General features: G+C 70.0%; 15 protein-coding genes and 1 riboswitch. Of the genes, 5 read left to right on the forward strand and 10 right to left on the reverse strand.

The genetic code is table 11. The features are described 5' to 3' along the window. Positions 1-4: 4 nt before the first annotated feature. The 9 genes from ACFE65_RS00125 to gcvT form a co-directional block, all read right to left on the reverse strand. Positions 5-4,036, reverse strand: coding sequence for a Pls/PosA family non-ribosomal peptide synthetase (locus ACFE65_RS00125; RefSeq protein WP_375380295.1), 4,032 nt, complete (start codon positions 4,034-4,036; stop codon positions 5-7). Positions 4,037-4,208: 172 nt separating this feature from the next. Continuing rightward, positions 4,209-5,741, reverse strand: a complete 1,533-nt coding sequence (locus ACFE65_RS00130; protein WP_375380296.1) for an aminoacyl--tRNA ligase-related protein — start codon at positions 5,739-5,741, stop codon at positions 4,209-4,211. Positions 5,742-5,784: 43 nt separating this feature from the next. Continuing rightward, positions 5,785-6,306, reverse strand: coding sequence for a DUF1453 domain-containing protein (locus tag ACFE65_RS00135; protein WP_375380297.1), 522 nt, complete (start codon positions 6,304-6,306; stop codon positions 5,785-5,787). A gap of 58 nt (positions 6,307-6,364) precedes the next feature. After that, positions 6,365-7,948 (reverse strand): aminomethyl-transferring glycine dehydrogenase subunit GcvPB, encoded by a 1,584-nt coding sequence (gcvPB, locus tag ACFE65_RS00140; RefSeq protein WP_375380298.1) that lies wholly within the window; start codon positions 7,946-7,948, stop codon positions 6,365-6,367. A 123-nt stretch (positions 7,949-8,071) separates the two neighbouring features. Next, positions 8,072-9,430, reverse strand: coding sequence for an aminomethyl-transferring glycine dehydrogenase subunit GcvPA (gene gcvPA, locus ACFE65_RS00145; RefSeq protein ID WP_375380299.1), 1,359 nt, complete (start codon positions 9,428-9,430; stop codon positions 8,072-8,074). Continuing rightward, positions 9,430-10,200 (reverse strand): class I SAM-dependent methyltransferase, encoded by a 771-nt coding sequence (locus ACFE65_RS00150; RefSeq protein WP_375380300.1) that lies wholly within the window; start codon positions 10,198-10,200, stop codon positions 9,430-9,432. Before ACFE65_RS00150 ends, gcvPA begins: the two co-directional genes overlap by 1 nt. After that, positions 10,197-10,622: a hypothetical protein gene (locus ACFE65_RS00155; protein ID WP_375380301.1), complete on the reverse strand. Its 426-nt coding sequence runs from the start codon at positions 10,620-10,622 to the stop codon at positions 10,197-10,199. The genes ACFE65_RS00150 and ACFE65_RS00155 overlap by 4 nt, the downstream gene beginning before the upstream one ends. Then, complete coding sequence (gcvH, locus tag ACFE65_RS00160) at positions 10,619-10,987, reverse strand: glycine cleavage system protein GcvH (RefSeq protein WP_375380302.1); 369 nt, start codon at positions 10,985-10,987, stop codon at positions 10,619-10,621. The genes ACFE65_RS00155 and gcvH overlap by 4 nt, the downstream gene beginning before the upstream one ends. After that, positions 10,988-12,166 (reverse strand): glycine cleavage system aminomethyltransferase GcvT, encoded by a 1,179-nt coding sequence (gcvT, locus tag ACFE65_RS00165; RefSeq protein WP_375380303.1) that lies wholly within the window; start codon positions 12,164-12,166, stop codon positions 10,988-10,990. A gap of 171 nt (positions 12,167-12,337) precedes the next feature. After that, a riboswitch (glycine riboswitch) is annotated at positions 12,338-12,436 on the reverse strand. A gap of 147 nt (positions 12,437-12,583) precedes the next feature. On the opposite strand from gcvT, the gene ACFE65_RS00170 reads away from it, so the two are divergent. Then, entirely contained in the window at positions 12,584-12,886 is a 303-nt protein-coding gene (locus ACFE65_RS00170; protein ID WP_375380304.1) for a hypothetical protein, read from the forward strand. A gap of 8 nt (positions 12,887-12,894) precedes the next feature. On the opposite strand, the gene ACFE65_RS00175 is transcribed toward ACFE65_RS00170, so the two are convergent. Beyond that, complete coding sequence (locus ACFE65_RS00175) at positions 12,895-13,545, reverse strand: hypothetical protein (protein ID WP_375380305.1); 651 nt, start codon at positions 13,543-13,545, stop codon at positions 12,895-12,897. A 107-nt stretch (positions 13,546-13,652) separates the two neighbouring features. Here ACFE65_RS00175 and ispH point away from each other — a divergent pair, with 107 nt between their 5' ends. The 4 genes from ispH to ACFE65_RS00195 all read left to right on the forward strand — a co-directional run bounded on the left by ispH (position 13,653) and on the right by ACFE65_RS00195 (position 17,679). After that, positions 13,653-14,627: a 4-hydroxy-3-methylbut-2-enyl diphosphate reductase gene (gene ispH, locus ACFE65_RS00180; RefSeq protein WP_375380306.1), complete on the forward strand. Its 975-nt coding sequence runs from the start codon at positions 13,653-13,655 to the stop codon at positions 14,625-14,627. A 9-nt stretch (positions 14,628-14,636) separates the two neighbouring features. Next, complete coding sequence (gene thrB / locus ACFE65_RS00185) at positions 14,637-15,611, forward strand: homoserine kinase (RefSeq protein WP_375380307.1); 975 nt, start codon at positions 14,637-14,639, stop codon at positions 15,609-15,611. Next, complete coding sequence (gene rnhA / locus ACFE65_RS00190; protein ID WP_375380308.1) at positions 15,608-16,105, forward strand: ribonuclease HI; 498 nt, start codon at positions 15,608-15,610, stop codon at positions 16,103-16,105. The genes thrB and rnhA overlap by 4 nt, the downstream gene beginning before the upstream one ends. Positions 16,106-16,251: 146 nt before the next feature. Further along, a complete protein-coding gene (locus tag ACFE65_RS00195; RefSeq protein ID WP_375380309.1) occupies positions 16,252-17,679 on the forward strand; it encodes an efflux RND transporter periplasmic adaptor subunit in 1,428 nt (475 codons plus the stop codon). Positions 17,680-17,682: the final 3 nt, after the last annotated feature.

Raw genomic sequence — 17,682 nt, forward strand, 5'->3', positions numbered from 1 at the left:
CGGCTCACGCCAGCCGCGCGGGCGAGCCCTCCCAGGCGGTGCCGGGCGGCAGCGCCTCGCCTTTCATCACCACCGACAGGTCGCCGAGCGATGCGTCCTCGCCGACGCTCGCATCGTACAGCACGATCGCGATCGATCCGATCGTCGCGCGCGCGCCGATCGTCACCGGGCCGACCTTCATCACCCGGTCCTCGAACAGGTGCGTCTGCAGCCCGGCCTGTTCATTGAGCGCCACATCGTCGCCCAGCGTGATGAGGTCGTGCTCGGTGATGTCGGTCGAGTCGATGTAGCAGCGCCGCCCGATCCGGCAGCCCATCAACCGCAGGAACATCGGCAGCCACGCCGTGCCCCTGAGCGGTTCGAGCAGATTGGCGACGGCGAGGTTCTCATAGGTCGAAGTGACCAGTTCCGTCCGCCACACGAACGGGCTCCACAACGGCTTGGTCACCGGCTTGTAGCGGCCGACCACCAGCCATTTCAGCGCCACCACGAACAGCCCGCAGGCGACCGCGAAAGCGACATAAAGGAACGGGAAGGCGAGCACGATCCACCCGCCGCCGTGATCGAGGTCGCTCAGATCACCGACTGCCGACAGCAGCAGGCTGAACAGCGCGATGAAGACGGTAAGCGACAGGATCGCGCGCACGCTCTCGATCGCCAGCCGCGTCGCCACCAGCTTGCGAGACGGGTTGAACCGCGCGCCCTCGTCGAACAGCCCGACGCTCTGGCGCACCGGCAGCGAGATCGGCGGCGATCCGAACCATGTGCCGCCCGGCGCGCTCGCCTCGCCGCCGGCGGGCGGGCGCGACAGGACGCCGATCAGCACGTCGTCGCCGATGTCGGAACCGGCAGGCAGCAGCGCGGAGTTGCCGACGAACGTGCGGCGCCCGATGCGCGTCCGATCGAGCCGGATCGTGCCGGGCTCCACTTTCGCCGCACCGAACAGCACGGCGTCGGCGATGAAGCTCTCCGGCCCGATCTCGACCAGGTCGGGGACGATCGATGCGGCGGTGGATATCTCTGCCCGCCGGCCGACCTTCACGCCCAGCGCGCGATACCAGGGCGCGACGAACAGCGTGGCATAAATCGGGTGCAAGAGATTGAGCGCGAGGTCGTTCACCTGCTGCACGAACCAGTAACGGACGTAGAACCAGCTCGTCCGGCGGTAGGTGCCAGGCTGAACCTTGCCGAGGATCAGCCGCTTGGCGAGTACCGTCAGCACGCACATCAAGACCACGTACGTGGCGGCGAGCAGCGGCGAGATCAGCAGGTAGAGATAGCCGTCGGTGGCCCAATCAAGCTCGATCATCGACACCAGGCCGGGCGCGATCGGCAGGATCGCGACGAGCGGCAGCGACAGTCCGGCTATCAGCAACGCGACGTACACCGCCAGCCGGGCAGCCCTGCTCACCTGTGGGCGTGGGGCAGGCGACCGCCGCTCGCCGGTGGGCCGGGCGGGCGAGCCGCGCCATATCTCGCCGGCACGGATCGTCGCGTTCGCCGGCAGCGCGGACAGGTCCTCCAGTTCGCCGTCCGCCTCGATCGTCGCATCGCGGCCGAGCACCGCCATCGACCCGAGCGACGCGCGTGCGCCCAAGGTGGCGCGGCCTAGCCGCAGAATCCCGCCCTCGACCGCGCTGGTCGCCAGGATGGCATAGCCGCTGACGACCGCATCCTCGCCGATGGTCACGAGGTCCGCCGCGTCGATCGTCGTGCGGCCGATATAGGCACGGTGGCCCACCTTCGCGCCGAGCAGGCGGTAATAGGCGCGGATCATCGGCGTGCCGGCGAGGTATGGCGTCGCGATCACGTCCTGGAACCGCCGCACGAACCACCAGCGGAAATAATACATCCCCCACAACGGATGCTCGCCGGCGCGGTAGCGGCCGATCACCAGCCACTTGATCGCGACCGACAACAGCATCGCCGCGGGCGGGATCAGGATGAAGCTCAACCCGCTGAGCGTCAGCGCCGGCAGCCGATCCATCCGCGACGCGAGAAACGTGTAGGCGAGGTACGGGAAGAACCACTGCAGCCCCGCCACCGTGAAGATCGGCACCAGCGCCGCCGTCTGCGCGACGAAGCACAGCCGCCGCTGCCAGTCGGGCGTGCGGTGGAAGTCCGCCTCGGTGACGTGCCGGACGACCCCTGCGCCCGCCAGCCGCGCCGCGAGGCCGCGGATCGTGGGGGCGGCGTACACGTCCTCCAGCGACGTCCCCTCATAGCCCGGCACGCGCCGCATCGCCGAGACCAGCCGCGCCGCCTTGAGCGAATGGCCGCCCAGATCCTCGAACAGATCGTCGGTGACCGACACGGCTTGGGGCGCGAACGACTCTGCCCAGACGGCGTGGATCGCGATCTCGGCCGCGGTCGTCGGCGACATGATCTCGCGCTCGCCAACCGGATCGGGGACGGGGCGGACGAGCGCCTTGCGGTCGACCTTGCCCGAAGCGGGCAGCGTCGGCAGCGCATCGAGCCGCTGGTAGGCGCCGGGCCGCATGTAGTTGGGCAGCCGCTCGCGCACCGCCGCGCGGATCGCGGGCATGTCGAGCGCCGCGCCCGTGCGCGCGACGAGAAAAGCGGCGAGCAGCTCGGCGCCGTCGTCGTCCTTGAACAGATGGACCACCGCCTGCGCGACGCCCGGCTGTTCGCCCAACACCGCCTCGATCTCCGCGAGTTCGACGCGGAAACCGCGGATCTTCACCTGCGTGTCGATGCGGCCGATGAAGTCGATCTCGCCGGCCGCGTCGATCCGCACAAGGTCGCCCGAGCGATAGATGCGCTCCGGCCTGCCGGACGGACCCGCGAAGGGCGTCAGGACGAACTTGTCCGCCGTCAGCTCAGGCCGCTCGACATAGCCGACGCCGACGCCCGGGCCGCCGATCACCAGCTCGCCCTCCGCGCCCGCCGCGACCGGCATCAGCCGCTCGTCGACGATCCAGGCGGAGTAACCGGGCAACGGTCGCCCGATGGTGACGCGGCGGCCCGGCTGCACCTCGGTCCAGGTCGCCGTCACCGTCGTCTCGGTCGGCCCATAGGTGTTGAGGAGGCGCAGCCCCGGCCGTGCCCAGCGCTGGACCAGATCGGGCGGACATGCCTCGCCGCCCAGGTTCAGCAGGCGCAGCGCCGGCCAGTCCTGCTCCACCAACGCGAGCAGCGAGGGCACGACGTGCCAGATCGTCACGCCCCGCTCAGCGAGCGTCTTCGCGATGTCCGGCCCCGCCTTGGTCAGCGCCTCGGATGCGACCAGCAGCTCGGCACCGACGAAGAACGCGCTCCACATCGTCTCCACCGACATGTCGAAGGCGAGGCTGAAGCCGCCGAACACCTTGTCCGACGGATCGAGTGCCAGGATCGCGCTTTCGGATCGGACGAGGTGGCAGGCATTGGCGTGGGAGATCATCACGCCCTTGGGGCGGCCGGTCGTGCCCGAGGTATAGATGATGTAGGCGAGGTCGCCCGGTTCGCTGCCTGTTTCGGCCCGGCCGATCGGCGCGGCCGTGGCCGCCGCGAGGTCGCCCAGCAGTTCGTCGAGCGCCACCGCCGGCACCGTCATCTCGGCGAGCCGGGCTGACGCGGTGAGCGCCAGCTTCGCGCCGCTGTCGGCGGCGATGAAGTCGATCCGGTCCTTGGGATAGCCCCAGTCGACGGGCACATACGCCGCGCCGGCCCACAATGTGCCCAGGATCGCCAGATACTGGTCGAGCCCGCGCGGCAGGCAGATCAGCACCCGATCGCCGCGCCCGACGCCCTGATCGCGCAGGAAGTGCGCCATCCGCAGCGCCCGCTCGCGCAGGCTGGCGTACGGCAGTGATCCGCGACGGCTGCTGTCGGCGTCGACCTCGAGCATCCCGATCGCACACCGGGTCGGATGCGCGGCGCAGGTCGCGTCGAACAGCTCGTGGAGCAACTCGTCACGCGCATAGGGCGCGCCCTCGCGCACCGGCGCGGTCGCGGCGATCGGGGCGAAGGTGGTGATCGCGGAGGTCGGTTCGGGCGCGGGATCGGGGGCGGCGGACGGGATGGTGTCGAGCATGAGTGTCGAAGTGATCCAAAAAGGTGACGGTGGAACGACGGTCCGGTTGCTCATCCGACATCGGCACCCCGGACCTGTTCCGGGGTCCAGCGTCGGACGAGCGATGCACTTAGACATGCAGCGGTTTGCTCGTACGGGCCTGGACCCCGGAACAAATCCGGGGTGACGAAAGTCAATACGCCCGCGCCACCACAATACGCTCGACGGCTGGCTGGCCCGTGAACAGGCAGGCGCCGTCGACCGCCGCGGCGTCGATCGGCGTGTTCCGGATCGTGAGCTTCAGCGCCTTCAGCCGCTCCACCACCGCGTCGAGCGCAGCTCCGGTCGGGCGGCTCCATTGCACCTCGACCCAGCCGGGTTTTTCGCCCTCGAACGCGCGCTCCAACCCGGCCATGTCGGTCACGTCGCGGCGGATGCCCGCTTCCATGCGGTGCCGCGCTTCGATGTGGAGCGAGGACTGGATGTCCGCCAGCAGTTCGGCCACGCCCGCGCCGAAGCCGTCGCGCGGCACGACCCGGCTGTCGACCTTGCCGTCGTCCCGGTATAGCCGATCGCGGCGGATCACTGATAGATTGCCGCCGGCCACGTCGCGTCCGCCGACCTCGATCACCACGGGTGCGCCCTTCTTCACCCAAGCCCAGCGCTTGGCGGTCGACTTCGCCGACTTGAGGTCGAGCAGCGCCCGCACCGGCTCGCCGAACGCCGACCGGCCGGCAAGATCGGCCTGCAACGCCTTGCAATAGGCGACGATCGCCTCGTCCTCCGGCGCGTCGCGCAGCATCGGCACGATCACGACCTGCCACGGCGCGAGCCGCGGCGGCACGCGCAGCCCGTCGTCGTCGCCGTGCGTCATGATGAGGCCGCCGATCATCCGTGTCGACATGCCCCAGCTCGTCGTGTTGGCCAACTCGAACTGCCCTTCGGCATTCTGGAACCGGATGTTCTGCGAGGACGCGAAATTGGTGCCCAGGAAATGCGACGTGCCTGCCTGCAGCGCCTTGCCGTCCTGCATCATCGCCTCGATCGACCAGGTTTCGACCGCTCCCGGGAACCGCTCGTTCTCTGGCTTCTCGCCCGCCACCACCGGCATGGCGACGACATCCTCGGAGAATGACCTGTACACCTCCAGCATCCGGCGCGTCTCCTCCTGCGCCTCCGCGACGCTGGCGTGGGCGGTATGCCCCTCCTGCCACAGGAACTCGCTGGTGCGCAGGAACATGCGGGTGCGCATCTCCCACCGCACCACATTGGCCCATTGGTTGATGAGCACCGGCAGGTCGCGCCACGACTGGATCCAGCGCGCGAAGGCGGCGCCGATCACCGTCTCCGACGTCGGCCGGACGACCAGCGGCTCCTCCAGCTTGGCAGAGGGATCGGGCACCAGCCCGCCCTTCCCGTCCGAGATCAGCCGGTGGTGGGTAACGACCGCCATTTCCTTGGCGAATCCCTCGACATGCTCGGCCTCCTTCTCGAAGTACGAGAGCGGGATGAAGACCGGGAAATAGCAGTTCTCGTGCCCCGTCGCCTTGATGCGGTCGTCGAGCAGGCGCTGAATGCGCTCCCATATGCCATAGCCCCAGGGGCGGATGACCATGCAGCCGCGGACGCCCGACTCCTCCGCCATATCCGCCTCGGTGATGACGGCCTGATACCAGGCGGCGAAGTCCGCCTCGCGGGCGACGGGGAGCGCGTGTTTGATGGCCATGGGGGCGGATAGCCAGCGGGCCGCGCTGGCGCCACCCCCCGGATTACCTGAACCGCTCGACCAGATCGGCCCTCAAGACACGTTTGGCGCGCAGGTACATTTCCACACGCATCATCGTGAAGGTCCCCAGCGCCAAGGGGAGCAGACCATTCGTCAGGGTCGTCACATCGAGATGCGCGGCGCGCCCGCCCATCTGCGCGGCCGATCTCGTCACGACCAGCGCGAGCAGGATCAGGATGCCGACGGGCGAGGCACGCTGGCTCAGCGTCTGCGTCACCGGATCGACGTGGATCGCGATCGTCTTGCCCCGCCACCAACCCAGGGCGCCACCAACCGCCAAGCCGACCGCCGCCGCACCCCAACCTGCGGCGTTGGGCGATACGCGGACAAAGGCCAGTACCACCATCATCGCGTAGAGCGCCGGGACGATCCAAAGCTGCCCCAGCTTCAACGGCCGGGTCCGCGACATACGTCGCGCCCGAAACGCGAACACAACCGCGATGACGGCGATCGGGATCAGATATTGCGCGATCCCGCCCGGCTGTACGACCTGTCCGTGCTGCATGCTTGCCCCCCGGCTGTTGCAAGGGGTGTTCTACCTCACCAATACAGCGCCGCCAAGTCTATTCTGCCGCCTGCGCCAGCGGCGGCTCCCTCCATACCAGCACGGGCTTGCGCGCCGCCTGCGTCTCGTCGAGCCGCCGGCGGGGCGCGAAGTGGGGCGCCACCTTCAGGCCCTCGTCCCCCGCCTTCGCCCGCTGCGCGACCGAGCGTAGCGCGCCGATGAACTGGTCGAGTGCGGCCTTCGACTCGGTCTCGGTCGGCTCCACCAGCATCGCGCCGTGGACGACGAGCGGAAAATACACTGTCATCGGGTGATAGCCCTCGTCGATCAGCCCCTTGGCGACGTCCAGCGTCGAGAATCCCTCGGCAAGGTTGGAATCGGAGAACAACGCCTCGTGCATGCACGGGCCGCTGCCGGCGAACGGCGCGTCGAGCGTGCCCTCCAGCGATCGCAGCACGTAATTGGCGTTGAGCACCGCATCCTCCGCCACCTGCCGCAGCCCGTCCGCGCCGTGCGACAGGATGTACGTCAGCGCGCGCGTGAACATGCCCATCTGGCCGTGGAAGGCCACCATCCGGCCGAAGCTGGAGCCGTGGTGCTCGCCTGCACTCTCTTCTTCCACGAGCGCGAACGTGTCGCCCTGCCTCTCAACGAACGGCAGCGGCGCGAACGGAGTGAGCGCCTCCGAGAACACCACCGGCCCCGATCCCGGGCCGCCGCCACCGTGCGGGGTCGAGAAGGTCTTGTGCAGGTTGATGTGCATCGCGTCGATGCCGAGATCGCCCGGCCGCACGCGACCCACGATGGCGTTGAAGTTCGCGCCGTCGCAATAGACGAAGCCACCCGCCGCATGCACGGCCTCGCTGATCGCGTGAAGATCGCGCTCGAACAGCCCGCAGGTGTTGGGGTTGGTGATCATTACGCCGGCGACGTCCGGCCCCAGCCGTGCCTTCAGCGCCTCCGTGTCGACGCGGCCTTCGGCGGTCGCGGCGATGTCCTCGACGTCGAAGCCGGCGAAGGCGGCGGTCGCGGGGTTGGTCCCGTGCGCGCTCTCGGGCACCAGGATCACGCGGCGCCCGCCTTCTCCGCGTGCCGCCAGCGCCGCCTTGATCGCCAGGATGCCGCACAGCTCGCCATGCGCGCCCGCCTTGGGGCTCATCGTGACCGAGTGCATGCCCGTTAGCGTCACCAGCCAGTGCGCGAGCTGGTGGATCACCTCCAATGCGCCCTGCACCGTATCGACGGGCTGGAGCGGGTGGACGTCGGCAAACCCGGGCAGCCGCGCCATCCGCTCGTTCAGCCGCGGGTTGTGCTTCATCGTGCAGCTGCCGAGCGGGAACAGCCCCAGATCGATCGCGTAGTTCTGCCGCGACAGGCGCGTGTAGTGGCGCACCGTCTCGGGCTCCGACAGGCCCGGCAGTCCGATCGGCGCCTTGCGGGTCAGGCCACCGAGCCGGTCGTGCGCCACATCGCCCTCGGCGAAGTCGACGCCGGTGGTGCGGGTGGAGCCGATCTCGAAGATCAGCGGCTCCTCCAGCATCAGCGCGCGGTTGCCGGTAAAAGTCGCTAAAGTCGCACCCTCTTCGCGCGTGCGCGCGGGCGAGGGAGCCTCAGGACGCCAGCCGCTCTGGTTGATGGTCATGATCTCAAATCCCGTTCAGGCTGAGCTTATCGAAGCCCTGCCCTTTCCTTGAGGAGTAGAAGTACAGCCCTTCGACAAGCTCAGGGTGAACGGAGGGGGTGGACTCGCTACACTGAGAGGCCATCACGCCAACGTCTCCTCGAGCGCCGTCGCCAGCGCTTCCACATCCTCGGGCGTTGTCGTCTCCGTCACCGCGACGACCAGGCCGTCGGCGAGCGCCGCCTCATCCGGGTAGAGCCGTCCGAGCGACACGCCCGCCAGCACGCCCCGGTCGGCCAGCGCGCGCACGATCGGTCGCGCCTCTCGCCCCAAGTCGAGCGTGAACTCGTTGAAGAAGGTCTCGTTGACCAGCCGCACGCCCGGCACCTTGGCCAGCCGCTCCGCCGCGCGGACCGCGCCCGCATGGTTCAGCCCCGCCAGCCGCCGCAGCCCCGCCTCGCCCAGCAGGGTCATGTGGATCGAGAAGGCCAGCGCGCAAAGCCCTGAGTTCGTGCAGATATTGCTCGTCGCCTTCTCGCGGCGGATATGCTGTTCGCGCGTCGAGAGCGTCAGCACGAAGCCGCGCTTGCCGTCCGCGTCCACCGTCTCGCCGCACAGCCGGCCGGGCATCTGGCGGACGTATTTCTCCTTGCATCCGAAGAGCCCGACGTAAGGCCCTCCGAACTGGAGCCCGACGCCGAGCGATTGGCCCTCGCCCACCACGATGTCGGCGTCCATCTCGCCCGGCGAGATCAGCGCGCCCATCGACACCGGCTCCGTAACCACCGCGATCAGCAGCGCCCTGGCGGCATGGCAGGCGTCGGCGAGCGGCCGCAGGTCCGCGATGCGGCCGAGGATGTCGGGATATTGGACGACGACGCAGCTGGTGTCGGCATCGATCCGGCCGATCAGCGCGTCGAGGTCCGTCTCGGCGGTCAGCGTGGGCGCGGCGGTCTCCAGCGCGTCGCCGGTGTATTTCGCCATCGTCCTGGCGACCTGGACGTAATGCGGGTGCAGCCCCGACGACAGGATCGCCTTGCCCCGCCGCGTGATCCGCCGCGCCATGCCGATCGCCTCCCAGCAGGCGGTCGAGCCGTCGTACATGCTGGCGTTAGCGACGTCCGTGCCCAGCAGGCGGGCGACCTGCGTCTGGAACTCGAACAGCATCTGCAGCGTGCCCTGCGCGATCTCGGGCTGATAGGGCGTGTAGGCGGTCAGGAACTCGCCGCGCTGGATCAGGTGATCGACGCTGGCGGGCACATGGTGCCGATACGCGCCGCAGCCCAGGAAGAACGGCACCTCGCCCGCGACGGTGTTCCGCCTCGCGAGCGCCGACATGTGCCGTTCGACCGCCATCTCGGAAGCGTGCATCGGCAGGCCGCGCACCGGCCCGTCGAGCCGCGCATGGTCGGGCACGTCGACGAATAGCGCGTCGATCAAGTGGACGCCGATCGTCGAGAGCATCGCCTCGCGATCGTGTCCGGTCAGGGGAAGGTAGCGCATCAGTCGGGCTTCCTCATGGAAAAGCGGAGGCGGACATAGTCGGCCAGGATCGTGCCGTCGGCATCGCGCGGCAGGCCACCCTCCGCGATCGCGGCGGCGCAGGCGGCGAGCGGGTCGCGTGCGTCCGGCGGCACGCCCGACTGGTCGAGGAAGCCCATGCGGAAGGTGCGGAACCACTCGGCGAGGCCGGCGGGAACCGGCGTCGGCCTCTCGATCAGCTCGGCTCGGACGTCGGAGAAGCCCGCCGCCGCATAGGTGTCGGTGAAGTCGGCCACGTCGGGATACCATTGCGGGTCCCCGGCGGGCGGCGTGTAACCCATCTCGCCCACCGCCTGGCGCAGTCCGGCGCGCAAGGTCGCGATATTGCCCGCGCCGCCCATCTCGCCCACATACCGGCCGCCGGGTTTCAGCGCGGCGAACACCCCGCGCGCGACCGCGCCCTTGTCGAGCATCCAGTGCAGCGCGGCGTTGGAGAAGGCGGCGTCGAACTCCGGCCCGAACGGCAGCGCCTGCGCGTCCACCACATGCGCGTCGATCCCGCGCGCCCTGGCTGCCGCGACCATCTCGGGCGAGCCGTCGACGCCGACCACCGTCGCGCCCGTCGCCACGATCCGCTCCGTCAGCACCCCGTCGCCGCAGCCGATGTCGAGGATGCGTTCGCCTGTCTGCGGCGCGAGCAGTGCCAGCACCGGTGCGCCCAGCGCGGGCACGAAGGCGGCGTTGGCGGCATAATCCACCGGGTTCCAGCGCGAGGCTTCGTTGACGCTCAACGTCCGTCCTCCCCGCCCGCCGAATCGGGCAGCACGCGCACGATCCGCAAGGGTCGGAACTGCGTCGCCCGGTCAAAACAAGGCGGACGAGGCCTACCGCTGGCTTCCCGATCCCCCGGCCAGCAATGGGCGAGCACGATGCCCTCCACTACCACCCGCCGCCCAATCGCGCCGTGCGCGGCCGCATCGACCGCAGGCGCATACTCGAAGCTGAGCCAGGCGATCGGCGCCGCCAGCCGCTCGTCGTCCAGCAGTCCGCACGAGAGCGGCTGGCATTCGGCCAGCCGGCCGCGGACGCGCACCGTCCGACCAGTCAGCGCGCCGTGCCGCTGGGCGAGATCGGGAACGGTCAGCAACGGAACCGGCGCGGACACGCCGGGTGCCGGTGCGGCGAGCGACAGGAGGGCGACAGCGGCGATCACAGCTTGGCGACGAAGCTCGCGTACGCCGTCTCGTCCATCAGCGTCTCGAGCTCCGCCGGATCGCTGATCGTGATCTTGTAGAACCAGCCCTCGCCCTCCGGGTCCGTGTTCACGAGCGACGAATCGTCGGCGAGCGCGGCGTTGCCCTCGATTACCTCGCCGGACGCGGGCGAATAGATGTCGGACGCCGCCTTGACCGACTCGACTACCGCCGCCTCGTCGCCCTTGGCGAGGATCTTGCCCTCGTCGGGCACCTCCACGAACACGATGTCGCCGAGCTGGCCTTGCGCATAGTCGGAGATGCCGATCGTCCCGACCTCGCCGTCGACGTCGATCCACTCGTGATCCTCGGTGAAGTAGCGCATCTATCGGGCTCCTCTGACGTAGCGATGGGGGACGAAGGGCATGGCGGCGACGGTCGCGTGGTGGACCTTGCCGCGCTGGGCGAGCGTGATCGCGGTACCGGGCGTCGCCATGGCGAGGGGAACGTATGCCATCGCGATCGGATGCCCGACGGTGGGCGCGAAACCGCCCGACGTGACGCGGCCGACCTCGCTGCCGTCCGCGTCCACCACCGCGGCGCCCTCGCGCACCGGCTGGCGCCCCTCGACCAGCAGCCCCACGCGCTTGACGACCGGGCCGCTCGCGCGCTCGGTCATGATCCGCTCGGCGCCCGGAAAGTCGGCGGCGTCGCGGCGGCGCTTGGACAGTGCGAAGCCCAGGTCGGCCATCACCGGAGTCGTCTCGGGATCGAGGTCGTGACCGTACAGTGGCAGCCCCGCCTCCAGCCTGAGCGAGTCGCGCGCGCCCAGGCCGATCGGCTTCACCTCGGCTTGCGCGCACAACGCATCGGCCAGCGCCTCGGCGGCTTCGGCGGGCACGGAGATCTCGAACCCATCCTCGCCGGTATAGCCCGAGCGGCTGATCCACAGCTCGTGCCCGGCCCACTCGAACGCGCGGCCCTGCATGAACACCATCGCTTCGACGCCCGGCACGACGCGGGCGAGCGCATCGACCGCCTTGGGGCCCTGCAGCGCCAGCAGCGCGTGGTCTTCCATCAGGTTCAGCGTCACCTCGTCGGGCAGATAGTCGAGCATGTGCGCGACGTCGTCATATTTGGTCGCGCCGTTGACGACGAGGTACACGGTGCCCTCGGCGCGTCTGGTCAGCATCAGGTCGTCGAGGATGCCGCCGCTGGTCGTCAGCAGCAGCGAATAACGCGCCTGATCGAACGGCAGCCCCGGCTCGATCGCGGCGGGCAGCATCGCCTCCAGCGCCGCCTCCGTCCCCTCGCCGCTGACGGTGAGCTGGCCCATGTGGCTGACGTCGAACAGCCCGGCGCTATCGCGCGTCCACAGATGCTCGGCCATGATGCCGTCGTACTGCACCGGCATCATATAGCCAGCGAACGCCACCATCCGCCCGCCGCGCGCGCGGTGCCAGGCGTCGAGCGGCAGCAGCTGCGGTTCCAGATCGTCGGGAGCGTCCTCGACGTTGAGGACGCTGGGTTCGGGAAGGTCGGACGTAAGGGGCAGGTCGCTCATCGGTCACGCTCCGCAATCGGGGACAGGCAATCAGGGCGGATCGCCCCATCGCCTGCACCCCCTCTGTCACGGAACCTGAGAGCTTTCGCCCAACGATGTGTTGGGCTTACCCCTTCGGTGGCCCATCGCGCGCCCGTCGACGGGCGCGCGGAAGCGCTTTCCAGAGTGTCGTGGCCCCGCGCGGTCCTGGGTGCCTGAGAGATTCCGGGGTGGTTGCTCCTTCGGCGGCGCCCGCCTGGAAGACGGTGCGCACTCTCCCGCGCGTGGCCGGCCGGTCGCCCGGCCATGACCCGACCGGACTTGGCGACGCGCCGGGGCCAAGTCAACCGCGATCGATTGCGCCGGAATGGACCCGATCCGCCGTCGCCTGCGATCCGCCGGCGATAGAAGGCGCGTCCCCGCACCAGGAAGGCAGCCATGGCCCGTTACGCGATCTCCTATCACTTCCTCGACGACGCCGGCGCGGCCGATCGGCGCGCCAGCCTGTTGCGGGAGATCGCCCGCTGCAAACGGGCGTGGAGCGATGGCGGATCGCTCTCGCTGGTCGAGACGCCGGAGCCGATCGCCCTCCTCGAGGCGCGGCTGTACCTCGATTCGAGCCTCAACGCGGTCAAGGACCAACTGCTCGTGATCGAGCTTGGCGACGCCGCGGCCGGGCGCGGCGCGTTCGCGGACAGGGACGGCTTGCGCGCGCTCCTGCCCGGCGCCGCGATCGCCTAGCCTGTGGCTCAGCGCGTGGCGTTGTACTTGAGCTGGTCCTGCGTCAGCTGGAAGCCGACCAGCGCCTCGAACGTCGCGCGCAGCACCGCGGAGCGCACCTCGGGACGGGTCAGCGGATCGATCGCGGCATCCTCCTGCCCCGCCTTGCGCTTTTCGGTCAGGCGGCGGCGGACGTCGTCGGGCAGCGTCGCGGCGGCGCGGCTGACCGTGGCGCCTGCCGATCCCGCCGCATGCGCGCGCAGCTGGCCTGCGTCGAAGTGCAGCGCGACATGGCCGACGCGCTTGGCGACCACCGCGTTGCCGCCCTGCACCACCGTCAGGAAAAACGGCAGCGTCAGGTCGCGTGCGGGCCCGGCGTCGCGGCGGCGCGCGTCGACGTCGAAGCTGACGGTGCTGGCGATCGGGTCCGCCGCGTCGTTGCAGGCGCCGCGCACGTTGGTGATCACCGCGACGACGTCGATCGCGTCCGCCGTCTGCGCGGCGGGCGGATCGAACAGCGTGATGTCGCCGGTGCCGGCCGCGACCTCGACGCGCGGGCAGGCCGAGCGGACCGCGGTGATGCCGACGCCATTCTCCACGTCGATGTCGCCCTTGTGCACGCATCCGCCGGCCAGCAGCGTGAGGGCCAGCGGGAGGCCGAGGAAACGGGATGGGGACACGCGGGGGAACCTCGAATACAGTCGCGCCCCGGGACGCCGGCGCTGGTCCGCGCGTCATAGGAACCGGCTATCGTCGGCGCAAGCAATCGCGTAGATGACAGATTGTCATGGTTCACGCCGCCGACCCGCTGCCACCGCTGGAGCTTCTGATCGCCGCGCCGCGCGGCTTCTGCGCGGGCGTCGATCGCGCGATCCGCATCGTCGAGCTCGCGATCGAGAAACACGGCGCGCCCGTCTACGTCCGCCACGAGATCGTCCACAACGCGCACGTCGTCGACGCGCTGCGTACCAAGGGAGCGGTGTTCGTCGAAGAGCTGGACGCGGTGCCCGACGGCGCGCCGGTGGTGTTCAGCGCGCATGGCGTGCCCAAGGCGGTGCCGGCGGAGGCGCAGGATCGCGGGCTCGATTACCTCGACGCCACCTGCCCGCTGGTCAGCAAGGTGCATCGCCAGGCCGAGCGGCTGGTGGGACAAGGCCGGCACATCCTGTTCATCGGCCACGCCGGCCATCCCGAGGTGATCGGTACGCTCGGCCAGGTGCCGCCGGGCGCGATGACGCTGATCGAGACGGTGGCGGACGTGGAGGCGTTGACGCCCGATGTCGGCGGACGAGACGGTGCCTCCCTCGCCTTCCTCACCCAGACCACGCTGTCGGTGGACGACACCGCCCGCGTCGTCGCGGCGCTGCGCCGGCGGTTCCCGCTGATCGAGGGGCCGCGGGGCGAGGACATCTGCTACGCCACTTCCAACCGCCAGGCGGCGGTGAAGGCGATCGCCGCGCGCTGCGACGCGGTGCTGGTGATCGGCGCGCCCAACTCGTCCAACTCGGTGCGTCTGGTAGAGGTCGCGGAGCGCGAGGGGACGCGCGCGCGGCTGATCCAGAGCGCCGCCGAGCTCGACTGGGACTGGCTGGGGGGCGTCGCGACGCTGGGCCTCACCGCCGGCGCGTCCGCGCCCGAGCTGCTGGTGCGCGGGCTGATCGACGCGCTCGCGATGCGCTACGCCGTTCGCGAGACCGAGGTGGAGACGATGCGCGAGACGATCGCGTTCAAGCTTCCCCGCGCGCTCGAACTGGTCGACTGATCACTCGCGATGGCGGTGTACACGCAGGTTCCCGCCGAGGCGCTGAGCGCGTTCCTGCGCCGCTTCGACGTCGGCGAGATGACGTCGGCCAAGGGCATCGCCGAGGGGGTGGAGAACTCCAACTACCTCGTCGATACCACCTGCGGCCGCTTCATCCTGACCTTGTACGAGAAGCGTGTGGCGGCGGGCGACCTGCCCTTCTTCCGCGCGCTGACCGATCACCTCGCGGCCAAGGGCAATCCCGTGCCGCGGATGATCGCCGACCGACATGGCGAGTGGCTGCACGAGCTGGAGGGGCGCCCCGCCTGCCTGATCGAGTTCCTGCCCGGCGTGTCGGTGACGCGGCCGACGCCGCCGCAGGCACGGAGCGCGGGCGCGGCGCTCGGGCGCATGCACGTCGGGCTGGCGGCTTTCACGATGCAGCGGCCCAACTCGATGGGAGTCGACACATGGCAACCGCTGTTCGAGCGGTGCGGACGTGACCTCGATACGATCGCGCCGGGGCTGCACGAGTGGATCGCGTTGGCTCTCGCCGGGGTGCTCGCCGCCTGGCCCGACGACAACGGCTTCTTCCCCGGCCTTCCGCGCGGCGCGATCCACGCCGACCTTTTCCCCGACAACGTCCTGATGCGGGGCGATGCGGTGACGGGCCTCATCGACTTCTACTTCGCGTGTACCGACATTCACGCCTATGACGTCGCGGTGATGCATACCGCCTGGACCTTTGATGCCACCGGCAACCCGCTCGATCCCGCGATCGGGCGTGCGGTACTCGATGGCTATCGATCCGCCGCCACGCTGTCGGGCCCGGAGGGTGCGGCCTTGCCCGTGCTCGCCCGCGGCGCATGCCTCCGCTTCGCCCTTACCCGCGCGTGGGACTGGCTCAACACGCCCGCCGATGCGCTCGTCACCCGCAAGGACCCGCTCGCCTATATGCGCCGATACGACTGGTATGCCGCCCACGGACCGGAGACGTTCGCGTGACCGACGACACCGCTCCGCCCGCCCCGACACCGGTCGAGATCTTCACCGACGGCGCCTGCAAGGGCAATCCCGGCCCCGGCGGCTGGGGCGCGGTGATGCGCTTCGGCGACGCCGAGAAGGAGTTGTCGGGCGGCGATCCCCACACCACCAACAACCGCATGGAGCTGACCGCCGCGATCGAGGCGCTGTCGCTGCTCACCCGTCCCTGCGCGGTCAAGCTGCACACCGACAGCAAATATGTGATGGACGGCCTGACGCGCTGGATCAAAGGCTGGCAGCGCAACGGCTGGAAGACCGCGGACAAGAAGCCGGTCAAGAACGTCGAACTGTGGCAGCGACTGTTCGCGCTGACGCAGCAGCATCGGATCGAGTGGCAGTGGGTGAAGGGCCATGCGGGCCATCCTGAGAACGAGCGCGCCGACCGGCTGGCGAGCGACGCCGCGCTGGCCGCCGGCAAGCCCGCCGCCCGGCCCAGCGCCCGCGCCACCGCCTGATCCGGCCGCGCCCGGACGAGAGTTGCGGCGGGAGCCGCGACGACATGTTGCGACACATTGCGCCATGATAGCGGGTGACAGCGCGCGGGTGGCTTGTCATGGAAGCGTGCCCGTCCGGCGCCAACAGCAAAACGGTTCGAGACATCATGAACGACCACGATCCGACCGCGCCCTACCCGCAGGACGAGCAGGACCGTGCCGCGACCCCAGTGTATCGCCCGGCGGGGCGTAGTCGGGCGCTGAGCTGGATCGGCGGTCTCGTCGGGTTGGCGCTGGTCGTCCTGCTGGCGGTGTTCCTCACGCATCGCGCGCAGGATGGCAGCGCGCAGGCCGGGCAAGGCGGCGGACCCGGTGGGCCAGGCGGCCCGGGCGGCGGCGGTAGCGGTCGCGGCGGGTCCGGCGGCGGCGGCCGGCGTGGCGGTCGCGGCGGCCCGGGCGGCGCGCAGCCCACCACCGTCGGTACGGCCAAGGCGACGACGGCGGACCTGCCGATCGTCGTGGAGGCGCTCGGCACCGTCACGCCGGCCGCGACCGTCACCGTCCGCCCGCAGGTGTCGGGCACGATCACCCAGCTTCTGTACCGCGAGGGCCAGCACGTCAGCCGCGGCCAGGTGCTGGCGATCATCGATCCGCGTCCGTACCAGGCCGCGCTCCTCCAGGCCCAGGGCGCGCTGACCCGCGACGAGGCGACGCTCGCCAACGCGCGCATCCAGCTCGGGCGATATCAGACGTTGCTGTCGCAGGACTCGATCGCGCGGCAGGACGTGGACACGCAGGCCGCGACCGCGCGCCAGCTCGAGGGTACGATCGCGGTCGATCGCGGTGCGGCGCAGCAGGCGCAGATCAATTTGGGCTATACCCGCGTCGTCTCGCCCGTTGCGGGCCGCGTCGGCCTGAAGGTGGTCGACATCGGCAACTACATCGCGGCGGGTGACGCCAACGGCCTCGTGGTCGTGACGACGCTGCAGCCGATCGACGTCGAGTTTGCGATACCGCAGCAGCAGGCGCCCCAGATCCAGCAGCGCATCGCGCAGGACGCGCGCATCCCGGCGGTCGTGCTCGACAGCACGCGGACGCAGACGCTCGACCACGGCCAGTTCTCGACGCTCAACAACCAGGTCGACACCACGACCGGCACGATCAAGGGCAAGGCGCGCTTCCCCAACGCCGGCTACCAGTTGTTCCCCAGCCAGTTCGTCAACGTGCGGCTGACGATCGACACCGTGCGCGGCGCGACCGTGGTGCCGCCCGCTTCCGTGCGATCGGGGCCGAACGGCAGCTTCGTCTGGCTGCTCAAGCCCGACCGTACCGTCACGCAGCGCAAGGTGACGACCGCGACCGCGACCGCCGACGCGGTGCAGGTGACGCAGGGCCTGAACGTCGGCGACACCGTCGTCACCGACGGCGGCGACCGACTGAACGAGGGCGCGAAAGTGGCGCTGCCGGGCGACAAGCCGGCGGGCGGCGGCGGGCGGCGCGGCGGCCATGGTCGCGGTGGCGCGGGCCAGGGAGGCACGGGCGCCGGTACAGGCACTGGCGGCGCCGGTGGCGGCGCGGCCGCGCAGGGCCGCTGAGGC

Source organism: uncultured Sphingomonas sp., assembly GCF_964237335.1.
Taxonomy (GTDB): domain Bacteria; phylum Pseudomonadota; class Alphaproteobacteria; order Sphingomonadales; family Sphingomonadaceae; genus Sphingomonas.